Origin of the sequence: Campylobacter sp. VBCF_01 NA2 (genome assembly GCF_027797205.1) — a bacterium.
Lineage (GTDB): Bacteria > Campylobacterota > Campylobacteria > Campylobacterales > Campylobacteraceae > Campylobacter_B.
This window is the reverse complement of the sequence record NZ_CP115607.1, coordinates 68,491-93,502: the sequence shown is the minus strand read 5'-3', so window position 1 is coordinate 93,502 and position 25,012 is coordinate 68,491. Positions and strand designations below refer to the sequence as shown.

The 25,012-nt window shown below is 41.7% G+C and carries 27 protein-coding genes; 9 read left to right on the top strand and 18 right to left on the bottom strand.

Annotation, left to right across the window (positions count from 1 at the left end; all coding sequences use genetic code 11):
- Position 1: 1 nt before the first annotated feature.
- The 8 genes from panD to folE form a co-directional block, all read right to left on the bottom strand.
- On the bottom strand, positions 2-349 hold the full coding sequence (panD, locus tag PF027_RS00555) for an aspartate 1-decarboxylase (RefSeq protein WP_270858476.1): 348 nt from the start codon (positions 347-349) through the stop codon (positions 2-4).
- A complete protein-coding gene (locus tag PF027_RS00550; protein WP_270877282.1) occupies positions 346-1,635 on the bottom strand; it encodes a UDP-N-acetylmuramoyl-L-alanyl-D-glutamate--2,6-diaminopimelate ligase in 1,290 nt (429 codons plus the stop codon). Before PF027_RS00550 ends, panD begins: the two co-directional genes overlap by 4 nt.
- On the bottom strand, positions 1,619-2,173 hold the full coding sequence (locus tag PF027_RS00545) for a histidine kinase (RefSeq protein ID WP_270873300.1): 555 nt from the start codon (positions 2,171-2,173) through the stop codon (positions 1,619-1,621). The genes PF027_RS00550 and PF027_RS00545 overlap by 17 nt, the downstream gene beginning before the upstream one ends.
- Positions 2,163-2,429 carry a NifU family protein gene (locus PF027_RS00540; protein ID WP_270858479.1) on the bottom strand — a complete coding sequence of 89 codons (267 nt, stop codon included), beginning with the start codon at positions 2,427-2,429 and terminating at the stop codon, positions 2,163-2,165. Before PF027_RS00540 ends, PF027_RS00545 begins: the two co-directional genes overlap by 11 nt.
- Positions 2,430-2,452: 23 nt before the next feature.
- Entirely contained in the window at positions 2,453-3,124 is a 672-nt protein-coding gene (locus PF027_RS00535) for a SapC family protein (RefSeq protein ID WP_270877281.1), read from the bottom strand.
- Positions 3,125-3,383: 259 nt separating this feature from the next.
- On the bottom strand, positions 3,384-4,385 hold the full coding sequence (locus PF027_RS00530; RefSeq protein ID WP_270872079.1) for an iron-sulfur cluster assembly scaffold protein: 1,002 nt from the start codon (positions 4,383-4,385) through the stop codon (positions 3,384-3,386).
- Between the two features lie 9 nt (positions 4,386-4,394).
- On the bottom strand, positions 4,395-5,585 hold the full coding sequence (locus PF027_RS00525) for a NifS family cysteine desulfurase (protein WP_270868510.1): 1,191 nt from the start codon (positions 5,583-5,585) through the stop codon (positions 4,395-4,397).
- Positions 5,586-5,688: 103 nt separating this feature from the next.
- On the bottom strand, positions 5,689-6,273 hold the full coding sequence (gene folE, locus PF027_RS00520) for a GTP cyclohydrolase I FolE (protein ID WP_270869311.1): 585 nt from the start codon (positions 6,271-6,273) through the stop codon (positions 5,689-5,691).
- A 171-nt stretch (positions 6,274-6,444) separates the two neighbouring features.
- Here folE and tig point away from each other — a divergent pair, with 171 nt between their 5' ends.
- The 6 genes from tig to purN are packed head-to-tail and all read left to right on the top strand — an operon-like array spanning position 6,445 to position 12,319.
- Complete coding sequence (gene tig, locus PF027_RS00515; RefSeq protein ID WP_270858484.1) at positions 6,445-7,755, top strand: trigger factor; 1,311 nt, start codon at positions 6,445-6,447, stop codon at positions 7,753-7,755.
- Complete coding sequence (gene clpP, locus PF027_RS00510; protein ID WP_270858485.1) at positions 7,755-8,339, top strand: ATP-dependent Clp endopeptidase proteolytic subunit ClpP; 585 nt, start codon at positions 7,755-7,757, stop codon at positions 8,337-8,339. Before tig ends, clpP begins: the two co-directional genes overlap by 1 nt.
- Positions 8,339-8,857 carry a peptide deformylase gene (def, locus tag PF027_RS00505; protein WP_270877280.1) on the top strand — a complete coding sequence of 173 codons (519 nt, stop codon included), beginning with the start codon at positions 8,339-8,341 and terminating at the stop codon, positions 8,855-8,857. The genes clpP and def overlap by 1 nt, the downstream gene beginning before the upstream one ends.
- Positions 8,854-10,371: a YifB family Mg chelatase-like AAA ATPase gene (locus PF027_RS00500; RefSeq protein WP_270877279.1), complete on the top strand. Its 1,518-nt coding sequence runs from the start codon at positions 8,854-8,856 to the stop codon at positions 10,369-10,371. The genes def and PF027_RS00500 overlap by 4 nt, the downstream gene beginning before the upstream one ends.
- The gene (locus PF027_RS00495) at positions 10,368-11,759 is read left to right on the top strand and encodes an NAD(P)H-hydrate dehydratase (protein ID WP_270877278.1); all 1,392 of its coding nucleotides are present in this window, start codon (positions 10,368-10,370) and stop codon (positions 11,757-11,759) included. Before PF027_RS00500 ends, PF027_RS00495 begins: the two co-directional genes overlap by 4 nt.
- Complete coding sequence (gene purN, locus PF027_RS00490) at positions 11,741-12,319, top strand: phosphoribosylglycinamide formyltransferase (RefSeq protein ID WP_270872075.1); 579 nt, start codon at positions 11,741-11,743, stop codon at positions 12,317-12,319. Before PF027_RS00495 ends, purN begins: the two co-directional genes overlap by 19 nt.
- 55 nt (positions 12,320-12,374) lie before the next feature.
- Here purN and PF027_RS00485 read toward each other — a convergent pair whose 3' ends face one another.
- The 6 genes from PF027_RS00485 to PF027_RS00460 are packed head-to-tail and all read right to left on the bottom strand — an operon-like array spanning position 12,375 to position 16,905.
- Positions 12,375-13,025: a CatB-related O-acetyltransferase gene (locus PF027_RS00485; RefSeq protein ID WP_270872074.1), complete on the bottom strand. Its 651-nt coding sequence runs from the start codon at positions 13,023-13,025 to the stop codon at positions 12,375-12,377.
- Positions 13,018-13,662 carry a hypothetical protein gene (locus tag PF027_RS00480; protein ID WP_270872073.1) on the bottom strand — a complete coding sequence of 215 codons (645 nt, stop codon included), beginning with the start codon at positions 13,660-13,662 and terminating at the stop codon, positions 13,018-13,020. Before PF027_RS00480 ends, PF027_RS00485 begins: the two co-directional genes overlap by 8 nt.
- Positions 13,663-13,667: 5 nt before the next feature.
- Positions 13,668-14,738 carry a chorismate synthase gene (aroC, locus tag PF027_RS00475; protein ID WP_270872072.1) on the bottom strand — a complete coding sequence of 357 codons (1,071 nt, stop codon included), beginning with the start codon at positions 14,736-14,738 and terminating at the stop codon, positions 13,668-13,670.
- 8 nt (positions 14,739-14,746) lie between these two features.
- Positions 14,747-15,418, bottom strand: coding sequence for a ribonuclease III (rnc, locus tag PF027_RS00470; protein ID WP_270864748.1), 672 nt, complete (start codon positions 15,416-15,418; stop codon positions 14,747-14,749).
- Positions 15,419-15,476: 58 nt separating this feature from the next.
- Positions 15,477-15,902: a ribonuclease HI gene (rnhA, locus tag PF027_RS00465; RefSeq protein WP_270872071.1), complete on the bottom strand. Its 426-nt coding sequence runs from the start codon at positions 15,900-15,902 to the stop codon at positions 15,477-15,479.
- The gene (locus tag PF027_RS00460) at positions 15,880-16,905 is read right to left on the bottom strand and encodes a tetratricopeptide repeat protein (RefSeq protein ID WP_270868523.1); all 1,026 of its coding nucleotides are present in this window, start codon (positions 16,903-16,905) and stop codon (positions 15,880-15,882) included. The genes rnhA and PF027_RS00460 overlap by 23 nt, the downstream gene beginning before the upstream one ends.
- A gap of 60 nt (positions 16,906-16,965) precedes the next feature.
- Here PF027_RS00460 and dnaG point away from each other — a divergent pair, with 60 nt between their 5' ends.
- The 3 genes from dnaG to PF027_RS00445 are packed head-to-tail and all read left to right on the top strand — an operon-like array spanning position 16,966 to position 20,793.
- A complete protein-coding gene (dnaG, locus tag PF027_RS00455; protein WP_270872070.1) occupies positions 16,966-18,639 on the top strand; it encodes a DNA primase in 1,674 nt (557 codons plus the stop codon).
- On the top strand, positions 18,636-19,622 hold the full coding sequence (locus tag PF027_RS00450) for an argininosuccinate synthase domain-containing protein (protein ID WP_270872069.1): 987 nt from the start codon (positions 18,636-18,638) through the stop codon (positions 19,620-19,622). Before dnaG ends, PF027_RS00450 begins: the two co-directional genes overlap by 4 nt.
- A 55-nt stretch (positions 19,623-19,677) precedes the next feature.
- Positions 19,678-20,793 carry a DUF362 domain-containing protein gene (locus tag PF027_RS00445; protein ID WP_270872068.1) on the top strand — a complete coding sequence of 372 codons (1,116 nt, stop codon included), beginning with the start codon at positions 19,678-19,680 and terminating at the stop codon, positions 20,791-20,793.
- Positions 20,794-20,986: 193 nt separating this feature from the next.
- On the opposite strand, the gene PF027_RS00440 is transcribed toward PF027_RS00445, so the two are convergent.
- The 4 genes from PF027_RS00440 to PF027_RS00425 all read right to left on the bottom strand — a co-directional run bounded on the left by PF027_RS00440 (position 20,987) and on the right by PF027_RS00425 (position 24,935).
- Positions 20,987-21,973 (bottom strand): cation diffusion facilitator family transporter, encoded by a 987-nt coding sequence (locus PF027_RS00440; RefSeq protein ID WP_270872067.1) that lies wholly within the window; start codon positions 21,971-21,973, stop codon positions 20,987-20,989.
- A gap of 86 nt (positions 21,974-22,059) precedes the next feature.
- Entirely contained in the window at positions 22,060-22,836 is a 777-nt protein-coding gene (locus PF027_RS00435; protein WP_270872066.1) for a UDP-N-acetylmuramate dehydrogenase, read from the bottom strand.
- A 37-nt stretch (positions 22,837-22,873) separates the two neighbouring features.
- Positions 22,874-23,806, bottom strand: coding sequence for a DUF3137 domain-containing protein (locus PF027_RS00430; RefSeq protein WP_270876803.1), 933 nt, complete (start codon positions 23,804-23,806; stop codon positions 22,874-22,876).
- 265 nt (positions 23,807-24,071) lie between these two features.
- Positions 24,072-24,935 carry a menaquinone biosynthesis family protein gene (locus tag PF027_RS00425; protein ID WP_270872064.1) on the bottom strand — a complete coding sequence of 288 codons (864 nt, stop codon included), beginning with the start codon at positions 24,933-24,935 and terminating at the stop codon, positions 24,072-24,074.
- Positions 24,936-25,012: the final 77 nt, after the last annotated feature.

Genomic DNA, 25,012 nt, shown 5'->3' with positions numbered 1-25,012 from the left:
CTTACTCCACAATCTCGTTTTTTTCATTTACATGCACGATTTTTGGCCTGAATTTTTTCGCTTCCTCAGGTTTCATATCAGCATAACTTACTATGATTACCACATCGCCTACGCAAACTTTGCGCGCAGCCGCGCCATTTAGGCAAATCTCGCCCTTTTTCTCGCCCTCGATGATATATGTGCTAAATCGCTCACCGTTGTTGATATTTAAAATTTCAACCTTTTGAAACTCAATCATACCGCTAGCTTTTAAAAGCTCTTTATCAATCGTAATCGAGCCAACATAATTTAGATTTGCGTCCGTTACACGGGCTCTGTGAATTTTGCTTTGAAGCATTGTTATTTTCATTTTTGCTCCTTTAAAATCTCTAAAACGACATCTTTATCGCTAAATGGATATTTTACGCCCTTTATCTCTTGGTATGTTTCATCGCCCTTGCCCAAAATCACGACCACTTCGCCATTTTGCGCCAAATTTATCGCCTTTTTAATCGCCTCTTTGCGATCTGCGATTTTTGTGATTTTTTCTTTATCTCGCATGCCCTCTTCGATTTGAGCTATGATTTTTTCGGGGTCTTCGCTTCGTGGATTATCGCTAGTGATGATTGCAAATTTAGCGAAATGCTCCACCATAGCCCCCATTAATGGGCGTTTTAGAGGATCTCTGTCGCCACCTGCGCCAAAAACCACGATTAGTTCGTTATCTTTGAGCGCATTTAACACCTTTTCGAGCCCATCTGGCGTGTGCGCGAAATCCACGATGACAAGGGGGTTTTTGGCTACTACTTGCACCCTGCCCTCAACCCCTGCGAAATTCGACAAAGCCCCCGCGATATCTTTTTCGTTTTTATTAGTTAGCATTTTGACTGCGCCAAAGGCTGCTAGGGCGTTGTAAAGGTTAAATTCGCCGATTAATTCGCTAGAAATTTCAAACTCGCCATTTGGGGTTTTTATCATAGCGTCGATTGCGCCTTTTACGCTGTAAGCTAGCACGCTAAAAGTGGCTGGATTTTTCACGCCATAAGTTAGGGCATTTTTTAGGTTAAATTCGATATGGCCGTCGTCTTTGTTGATAAGCTTTGCGCTCTCATCGGCGAAAAACGAGCTTTTTACCGCGGCATATTCTTCCATAGTTTTGTGATAATCCAAATGATCTTGGCTTAAATTTGTAAAAATTTTAAGCGCGAAATTTAGCCCCTCAATGCGGTTTTGCGCGATTGCGTGAGAGCTAACCTCCATGACGAAAAATTCGCACTTTTGTTTGCTAGCCTCCCATAAATAACTCATTGTTTTAAAAACAGAGCTTGTCGTAAGCCCCTTTTCATCGATTCTTTTATCGTTTATGAAAGCCCCTCTGGTGCCACACAGCCCCACAGAATACCCCAAATCCAAAAGCATAGAATAAATCAGCGCAGCGGTCGTGGTCTTGCCGTTGGTGCCGGTAATGCCTACGATTTTAATACCCTCATCAATCCCTAAAAGCGCCTTTGCTTCGCTAATAGAAATGATTTGTGCGCCGTTTTGCTCGGCTTGTGCGCTAAATTTGGCATTTGCGCTAGTTTGCACAAAATAGCACCCGCTCTCGCACTCGCCCGAATTATCGGTGATAAAACTATTTTTAATCCCTATTTTCATTTTTTATCTTTTTTATAATCTCATCTAGGCGCAAATCCCCAGCGAAATGCTCCGAACTCGCCTCGATATAATTAATGCAAATTTCATCAAATCCATTTGCAAGCAAATTTTGCAAAAACTCGATCATCTCGTCTTTGTTCTCAACCGCGATTTTTGACGAGAAAATCACGCTCTCAAAGACATTTTTAAAGCTTCCGCTCTCCTTTACAACACGCATGAAATCTTTGTATAAAATCGCGTCTATCCCCTCAGCCTCATCTGAAAATTTCTTTGAAATTTCAGCATTTTTCTTAACAATTTTTTCGTTAATTGAGTTTAAAATTCGAAACAAAACGCTAGGTTTTGGCTTAGGTTTTAGGGTATAAAATTCATACAGCATCAAGGCCTCTTCTGGCTCGCTAAGCCCCAAATCGCAAAGCTCGATTAAAAACAAAAGCTCATCGCTTGGTTTTTGCTCTTGCGCTAAGGCAAAAAATGTTTTAGCAAACTCAAATTTGCCAGATTTTAGGGCGTTTAGCCCTTTTGATTTATAGCTCAAAATTCTCGCCTTGTGGGATATTTACGACGCTAAGTTCTGGGTGGATATCCATACGAAGCTGTCTTTCTACGCCAAATTTCAGCGTCTGTCCGCTAGCAGCGCAACCATGACAATGTCCTGTGAGCGTAACATACACAACGCCGTTTTTAATGCCACGAAGCTCCATATCACCGCCGTCGTTTTGTAGCATTGGGCGGATAGTATCGAGGCTAGCCTTGACAGGATTTAAAAGCTCTTCATCGCTAAATGGTATCATTAAAATTCCTTTAAATTTGCTCTTTAATTGCTTTTTGGCGCGTCTTTTGCCATGATTTTATCGCCTAGGGTTTGTAGATTGCTTAGGCTTTTTAGGTGGAAAAACGCTAGCTCCAAATAGCCTTTGCGCGCAAATTCGGCTAGTTTTTTATCATCTAGGCTCAAAAGTTTCTCGCGGTTTAGTATCAAAAAGCCGTTTAATAGCGTAATCGTCTCGCCGTCTTTTTGGATATTTAGCTCTTTTGCTTCCAAAACGCCAGCCTCTTTTAGCTCTTTTGCAGCCTCGCTAGTAATGGCGTTTAGCTCCCAGTAGTTTTTCATTACGCTTTTCAAATTTTCCAAAAACTGCGTTGGTTTGCCCTCTTCAAACAGCGCCTCGCCCTCGCCTTTGATTTGTTTGGCGTCCTCATCGAAGCAAATCACCATGCGATCTTCGATTTTAGCTAGGAAAAATGGGTAGTTTTGGATAGCTGATGGCACCATGCCTTTGTAGCTTTTGTCGATTAAAAGGTTTTTTGAACGGCCTAGAAGTGCTACCATTTTTGGCTCAGGCTCGTTTGTAAAAACGATGACTAATTTATCAGAACACGCTGGAACCTCAGGCGCGATTACAGGCACAAACGGCTCGTTTGGAATCGCGTCTGCGTGATATTTTAGATCTGCATGTTTTACGCTATCGAGTATAACTGGTCTCATGATTTGTCCTTAAATAAAAAATATCCCGCGATTATACTAAATTTAGGATTAGAATAAAATTTATTATGGCGCGAAATTTGCGAATTTAGCGTTTAAATTTTTAATTCATTAGCAGGCAAAATTTAAAAGCATTGATTTGTCATTGCAAGGCGATTTATCGCCAAAACAATCTGTGAATTTAAAATTTAAAAGCAAGTGTTTTTAGGGTATTAAATTCGGCTAAATTTGAAGCAAAAGCCCAAATTTAGCCTGTATATCATCAAATCGGCATTACGCGGATATTTTCGCTTAGATTATCCTTCAAAACCGCCTCGATCGCATATAGCGTCGCGCCTGCGCCACTAGCGCACCCTGAGCACGCACCCAGATAGCGAATATAAATGTCAGTTTTGCCATCATCGCTTGGTTTGATGTCGATGACATCGAGATTTCCGCCGTCCATTTGAAGCATTGGGCGAATATCGCTATCAAGTATCGCCTCGACCGCTTTAAATTTACCGATTAAATTTAGCTCTTCAAAGCTTAGTTTCGCCTCTGGCGCCGTGCCAGAACTCGCACACGCACCGGCTTGGGCTTGGAGTTTTTCTAGCTCCATTTCCTCTCTTGTTTGCTTTAAAATATCCTCTAAATAATACTCCCTAGCCTCGTGTCCGCCGGGCTTAATGCAAGATTTGCAAAACGCGCCAGCCTTTGTGTATTGTGTGATTTGCTCGACGGTTTTTAAATCATTTAGCTTAATCACCTCTTTTATCGTGCCAAGGCTCACCCTAGCGCACTCGCACACGATAATCTCATCTTCGAAATGCTCAGGATCTATGCCTTTGTATTTTGCCGCAGCTGCTTTGATGACATCATACGCCATTACTGAGCAGTGCATTTTTTGTGGTGGGACAGCCGGCTCGTCAGGGGTATCGCGCATATCGCGCTCGACATCTAAATTTGTAATCTTTACAGCTTGATCGACGGTTTTGCCGATACAAAGCGCTGCCATAGTGTCGCTACTAGCGATTGCCGTGCCACAGCCAAAGCTTTTAAATTTAGCGTCAATGATAATGTCAGTAGCAGGGTCGATGAGCCAGTATAATCTCACAGCGTCCCCACAGCTCTCTGCGCCAAAATCAGCCACGATTAGCTTCGCACCGCGCGCAGTGGCCTCCTCCTCTGTGATTTCGCCCATAAATTTAGGGTTGTTCATGCGATCTTGAACCTTGTTTGAGTATTGCTCCCAAATCGAACCATTTATTAAATCGTTTTTTGCCATTTTAAATCCTTATTTTTGATAACCTTGTGGGGCGTAAGCAAATGTGCTAGAAATCCCGCGAAGTCTGGTGATTGCCTTGCTGATATGCTCTATGGCATAATCAATCTCAGCCTCTGTATTAAAGCGAGAAAGAGATAAACGAAGCGCTGTGTGAGCTAGCTCTTTATCTGCGCCGATTGCTTCCATGATCGGGTTGTTTTCTAGTGCTTCGCTAGCGCATGCTGAGCCCGTGCTAGCAGCGATTCCTGCTTTGTTCAAATCCCAAAGCATAGCCTCGCCCTCTACGCCTTGAATCGAGGCTAAAATCGTATTTGGCACGCGAATTTCGCGCTCTCCCACGACATAGACATGTGGAATTTCAAGCAAAGCGTCCTCTAATTTATCGCGTAGCCTTTTGACATGCGAATTTTCAAAAGCCATAAATTTATTCGCTAACTCCATTGCCTTGCCAAGTCCCACTATGCTAGCGACATTTAGCGTGCCAGATCTGCGACCGCCCATGTGTTCGCCACCATGAAGCAGGCTAGTAAGTGGTTTGCTATCTTTGATATATAGCGCGCCAACGCCCTTTGGAGCGTGAAATTTATGTCCAGAAAGGCTTAAAAAATCCACGCCTGCTGCGCGCACATTTACAGGGATTTTTCCCATTGCTTGCACAGCGTCTGTGTGATAAAGTGCGCCAAATTCGTGCGCGATATCTGCGATTTGCTTTACAGGGAAAATCGTGCCTGTTTCGTTGTTTGCCCACATTACGCTAACAAGGGCTGTTTTGTCGTTGATTTTCTCTCTTAGTTCATCTAGGCTGATTAAGCCATTGCTATCCACGCCTAGCCTGATGATTTTTACCCCGCACACTCGCTCCAAAAACTCACAGGTCGCGCTGATAGCTGGGTGCTCGACAGAGCTGATTATGATATTGTCCTTTTCGCCTGATAAAATTTTGTCGTAATAAATCCCTTTTAAAACCCAGTTGTTGCTCTCTGTCGCGCAGCTTGTAATGACGATATCGTCCGCGTCTGCTGCGCCAATCCCCTCGTATAGCTCGTCCATAGCCCGCCTTAGAGCTGGGTGGGTTTCGCTACCGAAGCTATGAAGTGAATTTGGGTTTCCAAATTTTTCACAAAAATATGGCTTCATCGCCTCAAAAACTTCGGGATCAACCATAGTTGTAGCGTTATTGTCTAAATAAACACGCTCCATAAATTTCCTTTCTTAAATTTTTATTAATGAGATATATTTAATCTTTTGAAAGCTAGTTTGATAATATAATCATTAGACTAAATTTCACCTTAACTTACCAACGCTAAAATCCAAATGTTTTTGGCGAATTTATCAAATCAAAAAACTCTTTTCTAGTGTCGTTTCGGCTGATAAATAGCCCACGCAAAGCCGAAGTTGTCGTAGTGGAGTTGATTTTTTGCACGCCACGCATTTCCATACACATGTGGCGGGCTTGGATTACGACGCCCACGCCAAGGGGCTTGATGACCTCTTGGAGCGCATTTGCGATTTGTTCGGTGAGTTGTTCTTGGATTTGCAATCTTCGCGCGAAAATATTTACCATACGCGGAATTTTGGATAGTCCAACGACCTTTTTATTAGGTATATACGCCACATGCGCACGCCCAATAATAGGCAAAAGGTGGTGTTCACAAAGGCTGTAAAATTCAATATCCTTAATAAGCACCATTTCATTATTTGAACTCTCAAAAAGTGCGTCATTTAGCACATCTTTGGGGTCTTGCTCGTATCCGCTAGTAAGAAATTCATACGCTTTTGCCACACGCATTGGCGTTTTTATTAACCCTTCGCGCTTAGGATTTTCGCCAAGCAAAGTTAGCATTTTAGCGACACAAGAAGCGAATTCTTCCCTGCTTTTTTCGTCCATATTTTTCCTTTAAAATTTTTCGCGCATATTACTTAAACTCCCCTTTTATAACGCTAAAATTTAAAAGCAAAATTTAGCCCCAAACAATAAAATTTGCCAAATTTTAAAATTATTAAGCAAAATTTTGGTATATTCTGCGCTTTAATTTTAAAATTTTTTAAAAGGAAATTTATGGAAATCAATGCAAAGCTAACAAACTCTGCTAACGCAGTAGCAAGCACAAAAATCGATGCAGACACTATCGCTAAAAAAGTAGATGATCTTGCTAAAAAAGCCGCCAAAAACCTTAAAATTGACGGTTTCAGAAAGGGCAAAGTCCCAGTAGCAGTCGTGATGAAACGATACGGCGCGCAGTTAGAACAAGATGCAAAACAAGAGATTTTTAAAAATATCATCGACGAATCAATCAAAAGCGTAAATAAAAAAGCCGATGAAGTAATCGGCGAGCCAATTTTTTCTAAATACGATGAAAAAGACGGAAATATCGATGTAGAGATGGAAATTTCTTTCCGCCCAGAGGTTAATATCGACGGATACGAGGAGCTAATCCCTGAGTTTTCGACACCTCGCGTAACCAAAAAAGAAATCGAGGACGAGATAAATAAAATTTTACTAATGGTCGCTCCACTAGAAAAATCAGATAAAACAGAGCTTGAAAAGGGCGATTTTGCCAAATTTGACTTCAAAGGTTTCGTTGATAATGAGGCTTTCGAGGGTGGCGAAGCGAAAGATTATGTGCTTGAAATCGGCTCAAATCAATTTATCCCGGGTTTTGAAGACGGTATGATTGGACTAAAAGTCGGCGAGGAGCGCGATGTAAGCGTGAAATTCCCAGCTGAATACGGCGCTAAACACCTTGCAGGAAAAGACGCGATTTTTAAAGTAAAACTACATGAAATTCAGTGCAAAAAACCAGCTGCTGAGCTTGATGAGGATATGCTAAAACGCATACTTCCAGGCGAGGAAAAACCTACAAAAGAAAAGGTTGAAAGCACGATTAAAGAACAACTCAAAAACGACAAACTTCGCAAAAAAATCGAAGAAGAGTTAAAACCAAAAATGGCTGATGCTTTGGCTGAGAAATTTAACTTTGATTTGCCAAAATCAATCGTCGAGCAAGAGATAAATTTACAATTCAACAACGCTTGGCGCTCATTTGATGAGGCTACAATCGAAGAATTTAAAAAAGATCAAAAAGCAATTGAGAAAAAACGCGATGAATTTAGAGCTGGCGCAGAAAAAAGCGTAAAAATCACATTTTTAATCGACGCTTTGGCTAAAAAACGCGGTATTGATGTAAGCGATCAAGAGCTAATCCAAGCTATTTACTTCGAAGCCTACTCAAACGGCCTAGATCCGAAAGCTCACCTTGAAGAATATCGCAAAAGAGGGGTTTTACCAGCTGTTAAAATGGCGCTAATCGAAGAAAAACTTTTCAACAATATTTTTAGCAAAAACAAAGACGACAAAGAAGGCGAATAATGTTTTTACCTTATGTAATCGAGCAAACAAGCAGAGGCGAGAGGAGTTATGATATCTACTCTCGCTTGCTTAAAGATCGCATTGTAATGCTAAGTGGCGAAATCAACGACGATGTAGCCAGCGCAATCGTAGCCCAACTGCTATTTTTAGAGGCAGAAGATCCAGACAAAGATATCTATATGTATATCAACAGCCCCGGTGGCGTGGTTACGAGCGGATTTAGCATTTATGATACTATGAATTACATCAAACCAGATGTCAGCACGATCTGCATAGGTCAGGCTGCTTCAATGGGCGCATTTTTGCTTAGTTGTGGCACCAAGGGCAAACGATATGCCCTGCCAAATGCGCGCATTATGATTCACCAACCTCTCGGCGGAGCACAAGGCCAAGCCACCGATATCGAAATCCAAGCAAAAGAAATTTTGCGTATGAAATCGCAACTAAATCAAATTTTAGCCCAAAACACAGGCAAAAATTTAAGCGATATCGAAAAAGACTGCGAGAGAGATTTTTTCATGAGCGCGAAAGAGGCCAGCGAGTATGGACTAATCGACAAGGTATTGGAAAAGAGCTTTAAATAATGGTTTTAGAAATTCTTACATATCCGAACAAAAAACTCCATGTTCGCTCCAAAGAGGTCGTCAAATTTGACGATGAGCTGGCGAAATTTTTAGACGATATGTATGAAACCATGATAAGCAAAAACGGCATTGGACTAGCTGCTATCCAAGTGGCTAATCCAATCAGAGCCGTTGTGATAAATTTAGCCAACGAAGAGGGTGTGCAAGACAAAGCCGATTTGCTCGAACTCATAAACCCCGTAATCACACAAAAAGAAGATGAAATCATCTACCAAGAAGGTTGCCTTAGCGTGCCAGGATACTACGAAGAGGTCAAAAGAGCGCGCAAAATCATGCTAAATTACCAAGATAGAAATGGCGAAAAACACGAGCTAAGCGCCGATGAGCTTTTGGCTGTGTGTATCCAGCACGAGCTAGACCACCTAGACGGGCACCTTTTTATCGAGCGCATAGGCTACAACAACCGCAAAAAATTTGACAAAGAATACCGCAAAAACAAAAAAGAAAAATCAAAATGAAATCTCTAAAATGCGCTGTTTTTACCGATACTTTAATCAGTGTCAGTGTAGAAAGCACATTTGTCAGAGGCCTTCCTGGCTTTAATATCGTTGGACTTGCCGGAACCACAATCAAAGAGAGCGAAAGCAGGGTAAAAGCGGCTTTGATGAGCCTAAATTTCAAATTCCCAGCCTCTAAAATCATTATAAATCTCTCCCCCTCTGATGTGCCCAAAAACGGCTCGCACTTCGACCTTGCAATCGCGCTTTTAATCGCTTTGCAAAAAGAGAGCTTTGGGGACGATTTTTTCGTATTTGGCGAGCTTGGACTTGACGGCACGCTTAAATCCACGGCCTCTTTGTTTTCGACGCTGCTGTTTTTAAGCGCACATGTGAAAAATGCTAAAATTTTAGTCCCAAAAGAAATCGCGCTTAGAGCCTCAACAATCCCAAATTACGAGGTTTATGCGGTCGAAAATTTAGCAGAAGCGATTAGATTTTTTAGCGATGATGAATTTGCCACGACCTGCCTTATGAGCGAAACTCACCCGATTTTTAAAGATATCATTAAAATCGGCAATGAAATTTATGTCCCAAATCGAAATTTCACCCTAAATTTCAAAGACATAAAAGGCCAAGAAAGAGCCAAAAGAGCGAGCCTAATCGCCGCTAGCGGTATGCATAACATACTCTTTGAGGGTAGCCCAGGGTGCGGCAAATCAATGTGCGCTAAACGCATAGCCCAAATTTTGCCACCTCAAAGCGTGAGTGAGATTTTGCTTTCGTGCGCTTACGAGTCATTAAACAACAAAAATGTCGATTTTAGCGCACTCAGAGCCTTTCGTTCGCCTCATCACACAAGCACCAGAAGCTCGATTTTCGGCGGTGGTTCGCTAGGGGCGCGTATCGGCGAGGTGGCTTTGGCAAACGGTGGTGAGCTGTTTTTCGATGAGCTTCCGCACTTTGGAAAGCAAATTTTAGAAAGCCTGCGAGAACCACTCGAAGATAATAAAATTTTAATCTCTCGGGTAAATTCCAAAACAGAGTATGAGACGAAATTTATCTTTGTCGCAGCGCAAAATCCCTGCCCGTGCGGACATTTGTTTTCGCAATCGACCTCATGCTCATGCTCGGCAAACGAAATCAAAAAATACAAAAGCGTAATTTCTGGGCCACTGCTTGATAGGATTGATCTGTATGTGGCTATGGACGAGGTCAGCAAGGACGATAGAACTAGCATATCTAGCGAAGAGATGTATGAGAGGGTGGTGTGCGCCTTTCGCGCGCAAAAATTAAGGCAGCAAAACGAGCTAAACGCGAAATTAAGCGATAAGGATGTGCAGAAATTTTGCGTTTTGGAATCAAGCGCGCAAAATATCCTAGAAAGCGCGATTAGCAGGTATAATCTAAGCCAAAGAGGGATTATAAAAACCAAAAAAGTAGCACGCAGTATCGCTGATCTAAGCGAGAGCGAGGTCATCGCAAAGGTTCATTTACTCGAAGCTCTGAGCTTTCGAACAAGGAGCGAGATATGAAAAATTTATATTTTAGCACAGCCGAATTTGACAAAAACGCAAGCCAAAATTTAGGCATTGATGAGAAAATTTTAATGGAAAACGCCGCTAGTGGCGTAGAAATTTTAATCCGCAAAAAGCTGAAAAAGGGGGCAAAAATTTTAGCCCTATGTGGCGCAGGAAATAACGCAAACGACGCTATTTGCGTGCTTCGTAGGCTAAGTGGGGATTATTTGTGCGAGGCGTTTTTAATCTTTGGCGAGCCAAAAAACGAAGCGTTTAAATTTCAAAGCGAAATTGCCAAAAAAGTCGGCGTGAAATTTAGCCAAAATTTGGAAAATTTCAAATTTGACTGCATAATCGACGGCGTTTTTGGAAGCGGTTTATCGCGCGATATGGATAAAAAAGTATGCGAGATACTAGGGCGAGCAAACCATGCCAAAGCCCTAAAAATCGCCATTGATATCCCAAGTGGAATTGATTTGGCTGGCGTGCCAAGACCTATGGCGTTTGAGGCAGATTACACGGTGTGTATGGGAGCGCTGAAAATCTCGCTTTTTAGCGATTTGGCAAAAGATTTTACCGGCAAGATAAAACTGGCAAATTTAGGCATTTGCGAGGATAAATTTGCCACTTCGCCTGATGCGTTTTTGCTAGAAAAGTCCGATTTGCGCCTGCCATTTCGAAAGAAAAAAAACACAAATAAAGGCGAATTTGGCCACGCCTTTATCGCCTCTGGCGAAATGAGTGGCGCAGCCCAAATCGCCGCCCTTAGCGCGCACGCAATCGGCGCAGGGTTAGTCAGCATCGTAGGCAAGGTAAAAAATCTAAATCCGATTTTAATGCGCAAAAACGAGTTTTTGGGCGCTAGCGCAATCGGGGCTGGTATGGGGCTAGGAGGGGCGAAATTTGACACACAAATCCTATCTAACACGCCTTGCGTCATCGACGCGGATTTGTGCTACTCTGACTCAATCATTGAAATTTTGCAAACTAACGAAAACGCCGTTATCACGCCACACCCGAAGGAATTTGCCGCCTTGCTAAGCTTGGCAAAAATCGCAAATTTAAGCGTGAGCGAAGTGCAAAAAGATCGCTTTGCCTTAGCACGAAAATTTTCGCTTGCTACCAAATCCGTGCTCGTGCTAAAAGGCGCAAACACCATTATAGCGCACCATGGCGAGCTTTTTGTGTGCGAGAGGGGAGTTAGCGCGCTAGCCAAAGCAGGCAGTGGCGATGTGCTATCAGGCCTCATCACAGGGCTTTTAGCCCAAGGTTATAGCTCACGCGAAGCCGCGATAAATGGTGTTTTGGCTCACGCACTAGCTGGGCGAAATTTTAGAAAAAACTCATATTCACTAAACCCATTTGACATCATCGAGGAGATAAAATGGTTACGAAAAAAATAGCCGTGCTTTTTAGCGGCAGCGGAAGTAATTTAGAGGCGATTTTAGAAAAGCTTCATGGCAAAATTTTTGGCGATATTAAAATCGAGGTCGCGCTAACACTAACTAACAAACCTAACGCGTTAGGTATCCAAAAAGCCGAAAAATACGGACTAACAAGCGTTGTTATTGATCATAAAGCGTTTGTTAGTAGAGAAGAATTTGACGCAAAAGTAGTAGAAGTTATCAAAAAAAGTGGCGCCGAGCTAACTGTGCTAGCGGGCTTTATGAGAGTGCTTACGCCGGTATTTTGCGAGCAAATCAGGGCGATTAACCTGCACCCGTCGCTTCTGCCACTTTTCAAGGGCGCGCACGCAATCGACGAGAGCTTTGCAAGCGATATGCAAGTAGGCGGTGTGAGCGTGCATCTAGTCAGCGCGGAGCTTGACGGGGGCAAAATCATAGCCCAAGAGGCTTTTGCCAGAGAGGGCAAAACGCGCGATGAGTGGGAAGCCAAAATCCACGAAATCGAGCATGAAATACTGCCTCGCACAATAGTTAAAATTTTAAAAGGTGAGATTTAAAATTTGGTTTTGATTGAAATTTGCACCGCCAAATTTCAATCAAATTTGATTAAATTTATTCGGTTTTTCCAAGCATTTCTTTGATTTTTTCTTTTACGCTTACTAAATCATCGCTTGAAAGAATTTCGCCCAAATTTTCGATTTCTGCCACGCTTTTGTCCCACCATTTAAACTCTAAAAGCAAATTTATCATCTCATCATCAAAGCGTTTTCGCACTAGCCGTGCAGGGTTTCCGGCGACTATGCTATACGGCTCTATCTCGCCACCGACTACGCTATTAGCGCCGATTATCACGCCATCACCGATTTTAGCTCCTGGTAATATGAGCGAGCGTTGCCCTATCCACACATCGTTTCCGACCACCGTGTCGCCTTTAATCGGCAATTTATCAAGGCTCGGAGCGTCTTGCGAAAAGCCCTTAAAAATATAAAACGGAAATGTGCTAACACCGCCCATAGCGTGGTTTGCGCCGTTCATCATAAACTCCACCCCAAAACCTATTTGACAAAATTTGCCGATGATTAGCCTGTCGCCGATGAAATCATAATGGTGCGTAACCTGCCCCTCAAAATCCTGCCCAGCATAGTAGCTAAATTCGCCCACGATTATATTTTTATTTTTAATGGTCGGCTTAATGTAAGTTACGCTTCCTAACCCCGATTTTAAGGGGAAAATTTCGCCCCAATTTGGAAGATTATTACTCATTTTTTTCCTTTAAACTGACCCTTTTATTTTTTAAAATTTTTTTCCAAAATATAAACTCAGCAATAGTTTCAATAAAGAATACAAATAGAAAAAACATTGGAATAATAATTATAATACCAGCCAACCCAGCCGCCATAATAGCGTGTTCAATTGGCTCACTATCAAGCAAAGCAAATAGTCCCAATAAAATAGACAAAAGATAAAAAAAATGCAATAATGCCGAAAGTTTGAAATCAATATAATCTGTCATCAAATATGCTTTTACAATCAGCAAAAAACCTAAAATTGGCAAAATAGCTATAAATTTCGCATACTCTTTAATATAATCCAAATAACCAAACGAAATCCAATATAATGAAATTAGCGTAATTCCTACGATAAGTATTTTAAAAAGATTTGCTTTGTTGCTGTTTTTTAAAAATATTTTAAATTTAAAAGCCCTTATTGAATAAATCACAAAATAAGACAAGGCAAAATAAAATTCAAATTTGCCAAAAGGCGAAAGAAAAAACGGAATAAATGCCATAGCAAAAAATAATGAAACAAAAATTTGCAAAATTGACAAATTTTTAATCACTTTTGAATTTTTTAATTCTAATGGGTAAATTTTATTTTGGTTTAAAATACTATTTTGCATTAAATTTACCCATAAATTTTCTTTAAATTCCCCAAATTTGCACTTACATTTAGCAGAAGTAAATCAGCCAAAATCAGCCGTAAAAGTGCCGTGCAGACGACACTGCCACGCACTCCGATACAAGGATCGTGGCGACCACGAAGCGAACAAATCGTTTCATCGCCATTTTTATCAATCGTCGGCTGATCGGCAAAAATGCTAGGCGTTGGCTTAAAATGCGTTTTTATGATGATTTGCTCCCCTGTTGTAATACCGCCTAGAATGCCACCTGCGTGGTTTGATTTAAAGCCATTTTTATCCATAAAATCGTTATTTTCGCTTCCAAATTTGCCCGAAGCTTTTACGCCGTCGCCAATTTCTACGGCTTTTACGCCATTTAGCCCCACGAATGCCCCGCCGATTAACGCGTCAGCCTTAGCATAAAGCGGCTCTCCAAGCCCCTTTGGCACACCATTTGCGATTGTTAGCACACTCGCACCCACGCTCTCGCCTTTTTTCTTTAAATTTGCGATTAGCTCTTTTTGCGAATTCTCCACACCCTTATCAAGTGCGAAAATCTCGCTATTATCGGCATTTTCGAACTCTAAATTCTCAGCATTTATTTCGCCTACGCTTAAAATTCCGCTTTTCACGCTCACGCCAAATTCATTTAAAAGCATCTGCGCAAACGCCCCACCTGCGACCCTTATCGCCGTTTCTCTTGCCGAGCTTCTGCCCCCGCCTCTGTGATCCCTAATGCCGTATTTAGCAAAATAGCCAAAATCAGCGTGTCCCGGGCGAAAAAGCTCTTTTAAATTTTCATAGTCTTTTGAGTGCTGATTTGCGTTGTAAATCACAAATCCTATCGGCGCACCCGTGCTAAGCCCGTCAAACACGCCACTTAAAATCTGCACCTCATCGCTTTCTTTGCGTGAAGTGGCAAATTTACCGCCGGGTTTTCTTTTGTCTAGTTCGGCTTGTAAAAATTTAGTATCGATTTTCACACCTGCCGGAAAGCCGTCTAATACGCCACCAATCGCCACGCCGTGGCTCTCCCCAAAAGTCGAAAGCCTGAGTTTTATACCTAGTGTATTCATTTTTTATCCTAATTTTTTTCTAAAATCTCAATCGCAATCTTTGCTGCCTTTTGTTCGGCTTCTTTTTTGCTGTTTCCGATGTCCCTAGCAAACTCCTTGCCACCCACGAAAACCGCCATTTCAAAGCTTTTTTTATGATCAGGTCCAGTTGAGCCTAGCAAGCGATACTCGGGCGTAACGCCGAATTTTGCCTGCGTGATTTCTTGAAGCGAGGTTTTATAATCCTTCACAAGCTCATTAAATTCGATCTTTGGATAAATTTTTTCTAGCAGAGTGGTTACGATTTTGGCCGTTTTTTCTAGCCCCACCTCCAAATACAGCGCGCCAATCGTCGCCTCGAAAGCATCAGATAGTAGCGAGTTTTTCTCCCTGCCGCCGTTTTTTTCCTCGGAAGCTGACATATTCAGACACGCCCCAATCCCCAAAAACCTAGCAAATTTCGAAAAACTCGTCTCATTGACAAGTGCCGCGCGCAGTTTGCTGAGATCTCCCTCATTTGAGTTAAATTTCACAAACAAATACTCCCCTACTATCAAATCCATAACCGCGTCGCCCAAAAACTCCAATCTCTCGTTGTTTGCGCCATTTTTGGCGCTTCTGTGCGTTAGCGCGACCGCAAGCCTTGCCTTATCCTTAAATTTATAACCAAGTTTTTCTTCTAAATTTGATAAATTTTGCATTTTTTTCCTTTATTAAATTTGCAAAAATTCTTAAATTTAGCAACGCTCATTGCAAAATTTAAGCCTTTTTATACTTTTGCGCCTCGCCCCTAGCTAGGCTGTCGCAAGCCTCATTTTGCGGGTGTCCAGCATGCCCTTTTACCCAAATTGCCGTGATTTTATGGCCGTTTGCCACTCTGATATACTCCCTCCACAAATCCTCGTTTTTTTTGTTTTTAAAATCCGTTTTTATCCACTTATGAAGCCACGAATTTATCGCATTTACCACATACTGACTATCTGTGATAAGCTCCACTTCACATGGCTCTTTAAGCGCTTTTAAGCCCATAATCGTCGCGGTTAGCTCCATTTGGTTATTTGTAGCGCACGCATTGCCGCCACACTCGCATTTTTTAGCGCCCTTGTATTCTAAAATATACGCCCAGCCCCCAGCTCCTGGGTTTCCAAGACTGCTACCGTCGCTAAAAAGTCTGACCGATTTCATTGTTTGCTTCCGAGATTTTCGCACTCACGCCTACGCTAGCCATTTCGTAGCACACAGGGCAACGATGAGAAAATATCCCAACTTGGCTTTTGCATTTTGCGCACGAATACGAAAAGGCTAAACTAGCCCCCGCAAATCCCGCTTCCTTCATCGCTACAAGGGCGTTTATTTCGAAAATTTGGCTAGGTTTTTCTGGCTTTTTCTCGCTTCTACCAAGCGCGTAAAAAAGCGCATTATAGTCGCTATCGCCCAAATTTACGGCTGTTTTTAGCGGATAGATTAAATCAATCACTTCGCTCAAATTTGGAAATTCGCTAAATTCGCCAAATGGCTCTTTGTTTTTAATAAAAAGCTCTATGCAGAATCTCTTTGCGCCCTTGAAATTTAGGGCTAAAATTTGCCTTATTTTCTCGCTAAATGGCGTGTTTGCGTCATTTGCTATGATTTGAGCTCTGATATATTGCGCGCCTTGCCAGACATCTACGCCTTGTTCTTGCAACGCGTCTAAGACCTGCAACGCCTCGTCAAACCTGCGAAGCCTCTCATAAATCACGGTTAGGTGATTTAGCGCGGTTTGATTGCGTGGGCGCAGACGCAAAGCTTCCAAAAACACCTCCTCAGCCCTGCCCATAAATCCAGCTTTAAAATATACAATGCCTAAATTTGTCAGCACAAACTCCCTTTGTGCGCCGTTTGTGGTTTTATTTAGCGCGATTAGATAAATTTCAATCGCCCGCTCATAATCTCCACTTTTGACAAAAGAATTCGCTAACACCCCAAGGGTAGGCTGATCGATTTGCGGGCTTGATAAAAGCTCGCGGTGAGCGTCGCTAAGCGCGTCTAGGGTGTCAAATTTTTTGATAAAATTCTCTAAATTTGTCCTTTCGTTTTTTTTATGAAAAATCCCCCAAACATAGCTTAAAACGCTAACTAACAAAATAATGCTGATTAAAACAATTAGCCCAAAAATCGGATCGCGATCATCAAGAAAAAAATTGTCCAAATTTCGCCTCGTGGTATAAAATAAAGGGCGATTATAGCAAAGTGTGGGTATAATTTGCAAATGATTAAAAATGAAAGTATTGAAAGGCTTTTAGCCGTCGCTGATATCGTAGATGTCGTAGAAAGATATGTCCCACTCAAACGCTCTGGCTCAAATTTCGTCGGAATTTGCCCATTTCACGATGATTCGCACCCTAGCATGAGCGTGAGCTCACGGCTTGGGATTTTCCACTGCTTTTCGTGCAAGGCTGGTGGAAATGCCATAAAATTCGTCCAAGACTATGAAAAGCTAAATTTCAAAGAAGCCGTAGAAAAGCTAGCCTCGATGTATGGTTTCGAGCTCGAATACACAAATGAGCGCAATTTTCAGCGCGAAGATAAAAAAATTTTAGAAATTCTAAATGCTTTTTACCAAAGTCAGCTTTATAACAATCCTAGCGCGGTAGAGTATCTGCACTCGCGCGGTCTTAGCGATGAGACGATACAGAAATTTGGCCTTGGCTGGGCTGGGCCTAGTGCGCAGACAATCCGTGTTTTGCAAAACGAGCAAATCGAAGCGCGCGACGCCTTTAATGTGGGCGCGATTAAGCAAAACGAGCGCGGAAGCTATGCTAGCTTTATCGAGCGCATTACATTTCCGATTCACAACCACACGGGCAAAATCGTGGGCTTTGGCGGGCGCACGATTAGTGGCAATCCTGCCAAATATGTAAATTCGCCCCAGTGCGCGGTTTTTGATAAATCGCGGATTTTTTACGCTTACAATCTAGCCAAAAAAAGCGCGTATGATAAAAAAACCCTCATCATCACAGAGGGCTATATGGATGTCATAATGCTTCATCAAGCAGGTATCGACAACGCAGTAGCCGTGCTCGGCACAGCTTTGACGCCACTACATTTGCCACTGATTAAACGCGGGGATTTGCGCGTGATTTTAAGCTTCGACGGAGATAGCGCAGGAATCAACGCTGCGATAAAAAGTGCTAGACTCTTATGCGCAAACGGGATTGATAATAGCGTGGTTATCATAGGCGGTGGCGCAGATCCAGCCGATATGGTGCAAGCTGGCAAAGTGCGCGAACTAGCCCAAATTTACGCTAATGGCATGGAGGGCGGAGAGTTTTTGATTAGGCAAATCGCCAAAAAATACGACCTAACCCGCCCTGTGCAAAAAGAACAAGCTCTAAATGAAATCAAAGAATTTACTAACGCGCTAAATCCCGTGGTAGCGCAGTCATATACGAGTTTGGTAGCGCAAATTTTAGATGTTTCGCCTAGTGCGTTTTCGCTAAGTTCAAATTCGGGTGCGAGCGCAAATTTCGCGCCAAAGCAAAATTTAAAACCGCAAGAAAACGCGCCAAAACCAGAAAGCTCAAATTTAAAAGACATAACCGAGCTTCAAGTCATAAAATCCATGCTTTTAAACGAAAATTTCATGGCAAACGGCCTAAACTGCCTTAGCGTGCAGGATTTCCGTATGCATGGCAGAGTCTATGAAGCCCTGATATCAGCGCAAAAAAGCGAAGATGACGAGCAAAGTCTGCGCGCGCTTGCCTTGGATAATAAAATTTTAGCCATTACAAACGAGACGAATTTTATCAAGGCCTGCATGCTTCTTCGTCGCAGGGTTTTAGAGGAGCAAATGCAAAAATTGCTTGTTTCAAACGACCCTGACAGGCTCGATAAAATCCTCGAATATCAAAAAAAAATAAACGAATTAAAAGGAAAAAAATGAAGGCACTCGCACTTTTTAGCGGTGGGCTAGATTCGATGCTAGCCATAAAATTAATAACTATGCAAAATATCGGCGTTACGGCACTTTATATGGATATTGGCTTTGGTGGTAAAGATGATAAAAGCGAGATTATGAGCGAGCGAGCGCGCATGGCTGGGGCTGAATTTTTGCGCGTGGATATCAGAGATGAGTATTTGCAAAATGTGCTTTTTAGCCCAAAATACGGCTATGGCAAGCAGTTTAACCCCTGCATAGACTGCCACGGGTATATGTTTAAAACCGCGCTTTCTATGCTAGAAGCACTTGGGGCTAGTTTTGTGATTTCTGGCGAGGTGCTAGGACAGCGCCCGATGAGCCAAAGGGCCGCTGCAATGGCGCAGGTGCGCAAACTAAGTAGCGATGAAAATAACCTAATCTTGCGCCCACTAAGCGCGAAACTAATGGCACCAAGCGCGCCTGAAATCAACGGCTGGGTCGATCGCGAAAAACTGCTAGATATCAGCGGCAGGGGACGAACGCGCCAAATGGAGTTAGCGGGGGAATTTGGCTTTGATGATTACGAAACGCCAGCTGGCGGGTGTTTGCTTACAATCCAAAGCTACGCCGATAAAATCAAAGATATGATGAAATTTGAAAAATTGCAGACCCCGCAGGACGCTGAAATTTTAAAATTCGGCCGTCATTTGCGCCTAAACGGTGGCGCAAAAATGATAATCGGACGCAACGAGGAAGATAATGCGCGCCTAAGAAATATCCAAAATCCAAAATTTGTGCGCATTAAATTTACCGAACCGCTCGTAGGTGCATACTCGCTCATTTCGCGTGGTGCTAGTCGCGATGATATGGAGTTAGCGGCGAAATTCGCGCTAACTTATATGAAATTTCAACCAGGCACAAGCTACGAAGTCATCATCGAAAATGAAAAATTTATAGCCACGCCGTTTGAGGATAAGGCCGAAGCGCAAAAATATTTTATTAACTGAATTGTTTTATAATAGTAAAGAACTGTATAATATTTAAGAAAGAGAGGTATAGGCTATGCAAGATATTGTAAGGCGCAAGTTTGTGAAAATGGCAGGAGCCGCAGCGGCACTTGGTGCTCTCTCAAACTATGCTAGCGCAACGGAGAAAAAAGACGAAACAAACGCGTCTAAAAACCCAGTCCCTGGTGTCGGCGGAGAACGCTATATCTCGTATGAGCAGCGCAAAGGGCCTGAGTCTTATGTATATTTTACAAGGGATCTCTCTCCCGCAGGACTAGTTAAAATATTTGATAAAATTAAAAGCGTATTGGTCGGCAAAGTCGCGGTCAAACTCCACACCGGAGAGCCACACGGACCAAATATTATTCCGCGCCCATGGGTAAAGGAGCTTATGAGTTCTCGTCTTGCTAATGCCTCTATTGTAGAGACAAACACATATTACGCAGGCGCAAGGTATAACACAGAAGATCACCGCAAAACTCTCGAAACAAATGGCTGGACTTTTTCTAGGGTAGATATAATAGACGAAGCTGGGACAGCGTTGCTACCGGTGCCACATGGTAAATGGTTTAGCGAAATGTCTATGGGAAAAAATATCCTTGATTATGATTCGTTTCTTGCCCTTACTCACTTCAAGGGACACATGATGGGCGGATTTGGAGGCTCGAATAAAAATATCGGTATCGGTTGCGCTGACGGACGAATAGGTAAAAAATGGATCCACACCGCAGAGGGCAAAGGTCAGTGGAGTATCAGCGAAGAAGAGCTTATGGAGCGTATGAGCGAATCTACCAAAGCAATAACGACATATTTCGCTCACAAAATCGCCTTTATAAATGTATTGCGCAATATGAGCGTTTCTTGCGATTGCGAAGGAACTGCCGCAGCCCCTGTCGTGACTCCTGATATCGGCATCGTCGCCTCGCTTGATATCCTAGCAGCAGATCAGGCATCGGTTGATCTCGTCTATGCCTTGCCAGAGTCATCAAAGCACGATCTCGTCGAGCGCATAGAAACTCGCCATGGACTTAGACAGCTTTCATATATGAAGGAAATGGATATGGGCAACGACCGCTATCACCTGATAGATATAGATAACAGCGATGTGGAAATCAAAGCGGCAGACGCCGTAAAGGGCATCAGCGGAAAATGGGTCTCTGATGGTCAGTGAGTAAAACTATCAGTAAAATTCATTGGGCATAAATTTAAAATTTTATGCCCAATCTGTCATTGCGAGAAGCGATAGCGACGAAGCAATCTACGAATTTAAAATTCAAGGTTAGTGTTTTTGCAAAATTTCAAAATTTTGCCTAAAATTTAAGAAATCGTTCAATGTTAAATTTCGTGCGAATTTAACACAAATTTCAACTCCACTCTGGCTGAAATGTGCAGTGTGCGATATGTAAATTTTGCATTAAATTTTGCGATAATTCGCATATAATTTGCGAAAATTTATCCAAATTTTCACGCTCGATTACGATATGAGCCGTCAAAACATAAAAATTATGCGTAATTTCGCTAAGGTGAATATCGTGCGTATCCAGCACAAACTCATGCGATAAAATTTCATTTTTTATGCTTTGTATAGGTATCGGCGAAGTCTCTAAAAGCACATTTACGCTATCTTTCGCCAAAGAATATGACCATTTTCCAATCACAAAGGCAATCATCATAGCCAAAACGCAATCCACCCAAAACGCACCCGTAAAATACACAATCACAGCACCCAAAATAACGCCAACCGAGCTTAGCAAATCGCTCATCATGTGTATGAAACTGGATTTTATATTTATATTTTGCATATCAGCTTTGATTAGCAAAAGTCCGCTCATCGCATTTGCTACAAGCCCGATAAAAGCAGCCACCAAAAGGGTTTTTGCGTCTATGCTTTCAGGGTTTATCAGTTTGCACACAGCCTCATACACGATAAAAAGGGCGAACCCAAAACTCATAATAGAATTTACAAAAGCGACTAAAATCTCAGCTCTAAAAAATCCAAATGTCCGTTCATTTCCACCGCTAAATTCTGAAATTTTCACCGCAAAATAGCTTAGAGTTAGGGCAAAAGCGTGGCTAAACATGTGGAGCGTGTCGCTTAAAAGTGCGAGAGAATTTGTAATGATAGAATAAACGAATTGAAAAATCATCGCAAAAATCGTAATTGCGATACAAATTTTAAGCATTTTTTTGTTTGTGTTCGCCCCCACTGCGTGGCTGTGATCGTGGTGCGAGTGAGCGTGGTTGCGAAAATGCTCGTGGCTGTGCGAGTTGCCATGAGAGTGGCTGTGCGAGTGCGACGCTTGGCTTGGGATAATAGGTTTATGGCTATAAAAATCGTGCTTGCAAGTCATGAAAAACTCCGTGATTAATTTGGCTAGCCTATATCGCAAATTCGCTTAAAATTTATTTATCAGCAAGCGCGCAAGGAAACTTGGCGCTATAAAATCACCACTTCCTCGTGTAAATCCACGCCAAATTCGGCTTTTACGCGCATTTTGGCTAAATTTATGAGCGTGATTGCCTCAAAATATGTCGCACCGCCGTAGTTTATGAGAAAATTTGCGTGGATCTCGCTAAATCCGCAGTTTCCGACACGAAAGCCCTTTAAACCCACTGCTTCGATGAGCCTACCAGCGCTATCGCCCTGCGGATTTTTAAAACAGCTTCCAAAACTTGCACCCTTTGGCTGATTTGCCCTTTTTTGCGCGATTGCTTCGCTAAGGGTTGCGTCGAAACCGCGCGAAACTCTAAATTTGGCTTCCAAAATAATGCCCTTTATTTCGCTGTGGCGATAGGCGAAATTTAACTCGTCTTTGCCAAATTCGCCAAGACTTGTGCGAACGCTTAGCAAATTTTGGCTAATTTCAAAGCCCATAAGTCCTGCGTTCATCGTAAGAAGTCCGCCAAGTGTGCCCGGGATATTTTTTAAAAACTCGAAATTTGCGAGATTTTGCCGTTTTGCGAAGTTGTAAATTTTACCGCTTTTTGTTTTTGCGCCGATTTTTAAAATGTCGCCGTCAAGTGCGATGAAATCAAATTTATCATCTAAAATGCCGATTTGTGGCGGATTTGGCGAGATTAAAAGATTATTTGCCCCACCCACGACAAAGCCGTTAAATTCGCTGTTTTCGTCTAAAATTTCAACTTTTTCCACGCCACCGATTTTCACCGAACTATATTTTGAAAAATCAATTTCCTTATAAATTTTCGCCATAACTATGCCTTAAATTTTTGCGTTATTATACAATATTTCACACTTTCCAAATTCTTGTATTTAAATTTAGAGTTTTTACGATAGATAAAAAGTGCGAGAGTTCTGTTTTGATAATTCTATCCGATTTTATCGCACTTATATCGATATTTGGCTCGAAATTATCCTTGCCTGTATCGATAAAAATGTAAATTTTGCTTCCCACAAAGCTAATGCTAATCGGAAAATTTAAATGCCATTTTAGGCTTAAAATTCTCTTCATCAATGCAGGGCTTAATATATACATAGCATTTATAGCATCTGTGCTATAAACTTCGAAAGTGTGGTTAAATTTCGTGTCGTCCATAACGATTTTTTTCAAATTTTCCGCGGTTTTTATCTTGCTGTCTTTTGATTTTATGAAAGTTTTTGATTTTATATTTTTGTTAAATTCTGCATAAAAAAACACGCCAAAATACAGCGCGTCTTTTAGCTCTTTTTTGATAATTAAATCACAAAAAACAAATTCTACCTTGTCGATTTTCCCGCAAATTTTATCGTTTATATTTGAAATTTCGGACGGGTTAAATAATTTACTATGTTTTAAAATTATTTGGTCTAATGTGCCTTTTTCTTGGTATTCATAGCCAAATTTTGCAAGATAGTCCTTTAAATATCTATTTTTGAATAAATCTTTGTATTTTTTTATTTCGTCCATTTTCGCGAATTTCACAAGCAATAAAAACGACATAATCATAGCAAGTATTGTAAATATCGTAAGCAATACATAGCCGAAATTTGGTATAAATTTGGTTATATCATCAGCAAAATACATTAAAATTAACAGTGGCAAAAATGGCATTATTTCTCTTTTTATGGTCATAGGCTGGTCTGCGTCAATAAAATCTATCATTATATATTTCATCGCTGACATACCAAAAATTACAATAGCCAAAGGCAAAGCAAATTCTATATCGCCAAATTTATATAACAAAAATCCGACCGCAATTGGGATTGCGAGAGTTGAAAGAAAAAACGGAATTTTTAGTCCATTAATCTTATTTAATGCTAATTTTCTTAAAACTTCTATTTCTCTTATAGTCAAATTTTCTCACTTTAAATTTAATTTAAAAACGCTTGACGGCGTGGCTGGATTGCTTCGCTGCGCTCGCAATGACAAATTAGGCAAAATTTAAACTCAATTTGTCATTGCCACGAATTTAAAATTTCGGGGCAGTATTTTTGCGAAATTTAAAATCCTACGAATTCCTAATCTCGCTATATTCCGTTGGTATCAGCATATCTCGTGCGCAAATTTGTTCGCTGTAAAAGCCATTTTCAAAGCCCAAATCAAAGAGCTTTTGCACTGCGTTTAGTTGCGTTTCGTTCATCGTAATCGAATTTTCGTTGGCATAAAGACCTAGATACTTTTCTAGTTTTTTATCATCAACTCGCACCAAATCTCGCTCAATCAGCATTTTTGAAAGCAAAGATTTATTTGCATGAGCGACCCGCACGGCATCGGTTAGCACCCTTTCGCATTCAATCGCGTCTGTGAGTGGCAGCGATCTGCGAAGTGCCATACCGCCAAGTGGAAGCGGTAAATTTTCGCCGTTTAACTCGCTCCAAATATCCCAAATTTCGCGTTCCACGCACAAATCGCTAGAAAAATCCAAAATGCTCTCGTGTATCAGCACCCCAGCATCGACCTCTCCGCTAAGCACGGCATTTTCGATTTCCAAGAAATTTTTATACACAATTCTAGCGTTTGGGTAAGCAATGCGAAAAATCATCGCATTTGTCGTGTGTTCGCCACTTAGGGCGACTTTGAAATTCGGTTTTAGCTTCACGCCTTTTTTCTTTATCAGTTTTGGGCCATAGCCTTCGCCAAAGCTCACAGCCGTGCGAAGTAGAGCGTAATCAGCGTAAATTTTTGGATACAATGCAAAAGAAATCGCACAAACATCGTAAATTCCGTTTAATGCGCTTAAATTTAGAGTTTGTATGTCATCTGCTGTGTTGTTAAATTTAAGCAAATTTGAGCTAACCCAGCCAAATTTTATCGCCATATACATAAAAATATCGTCCGCATCGGGCGAGTGAGCAACGCTAATGTTTTTCATAATCTTACCTTAAATTTGATTTTGTGCAATCATAACAAAAAAGGGTTAAATTTCGCCATATAACACAACCTATTATT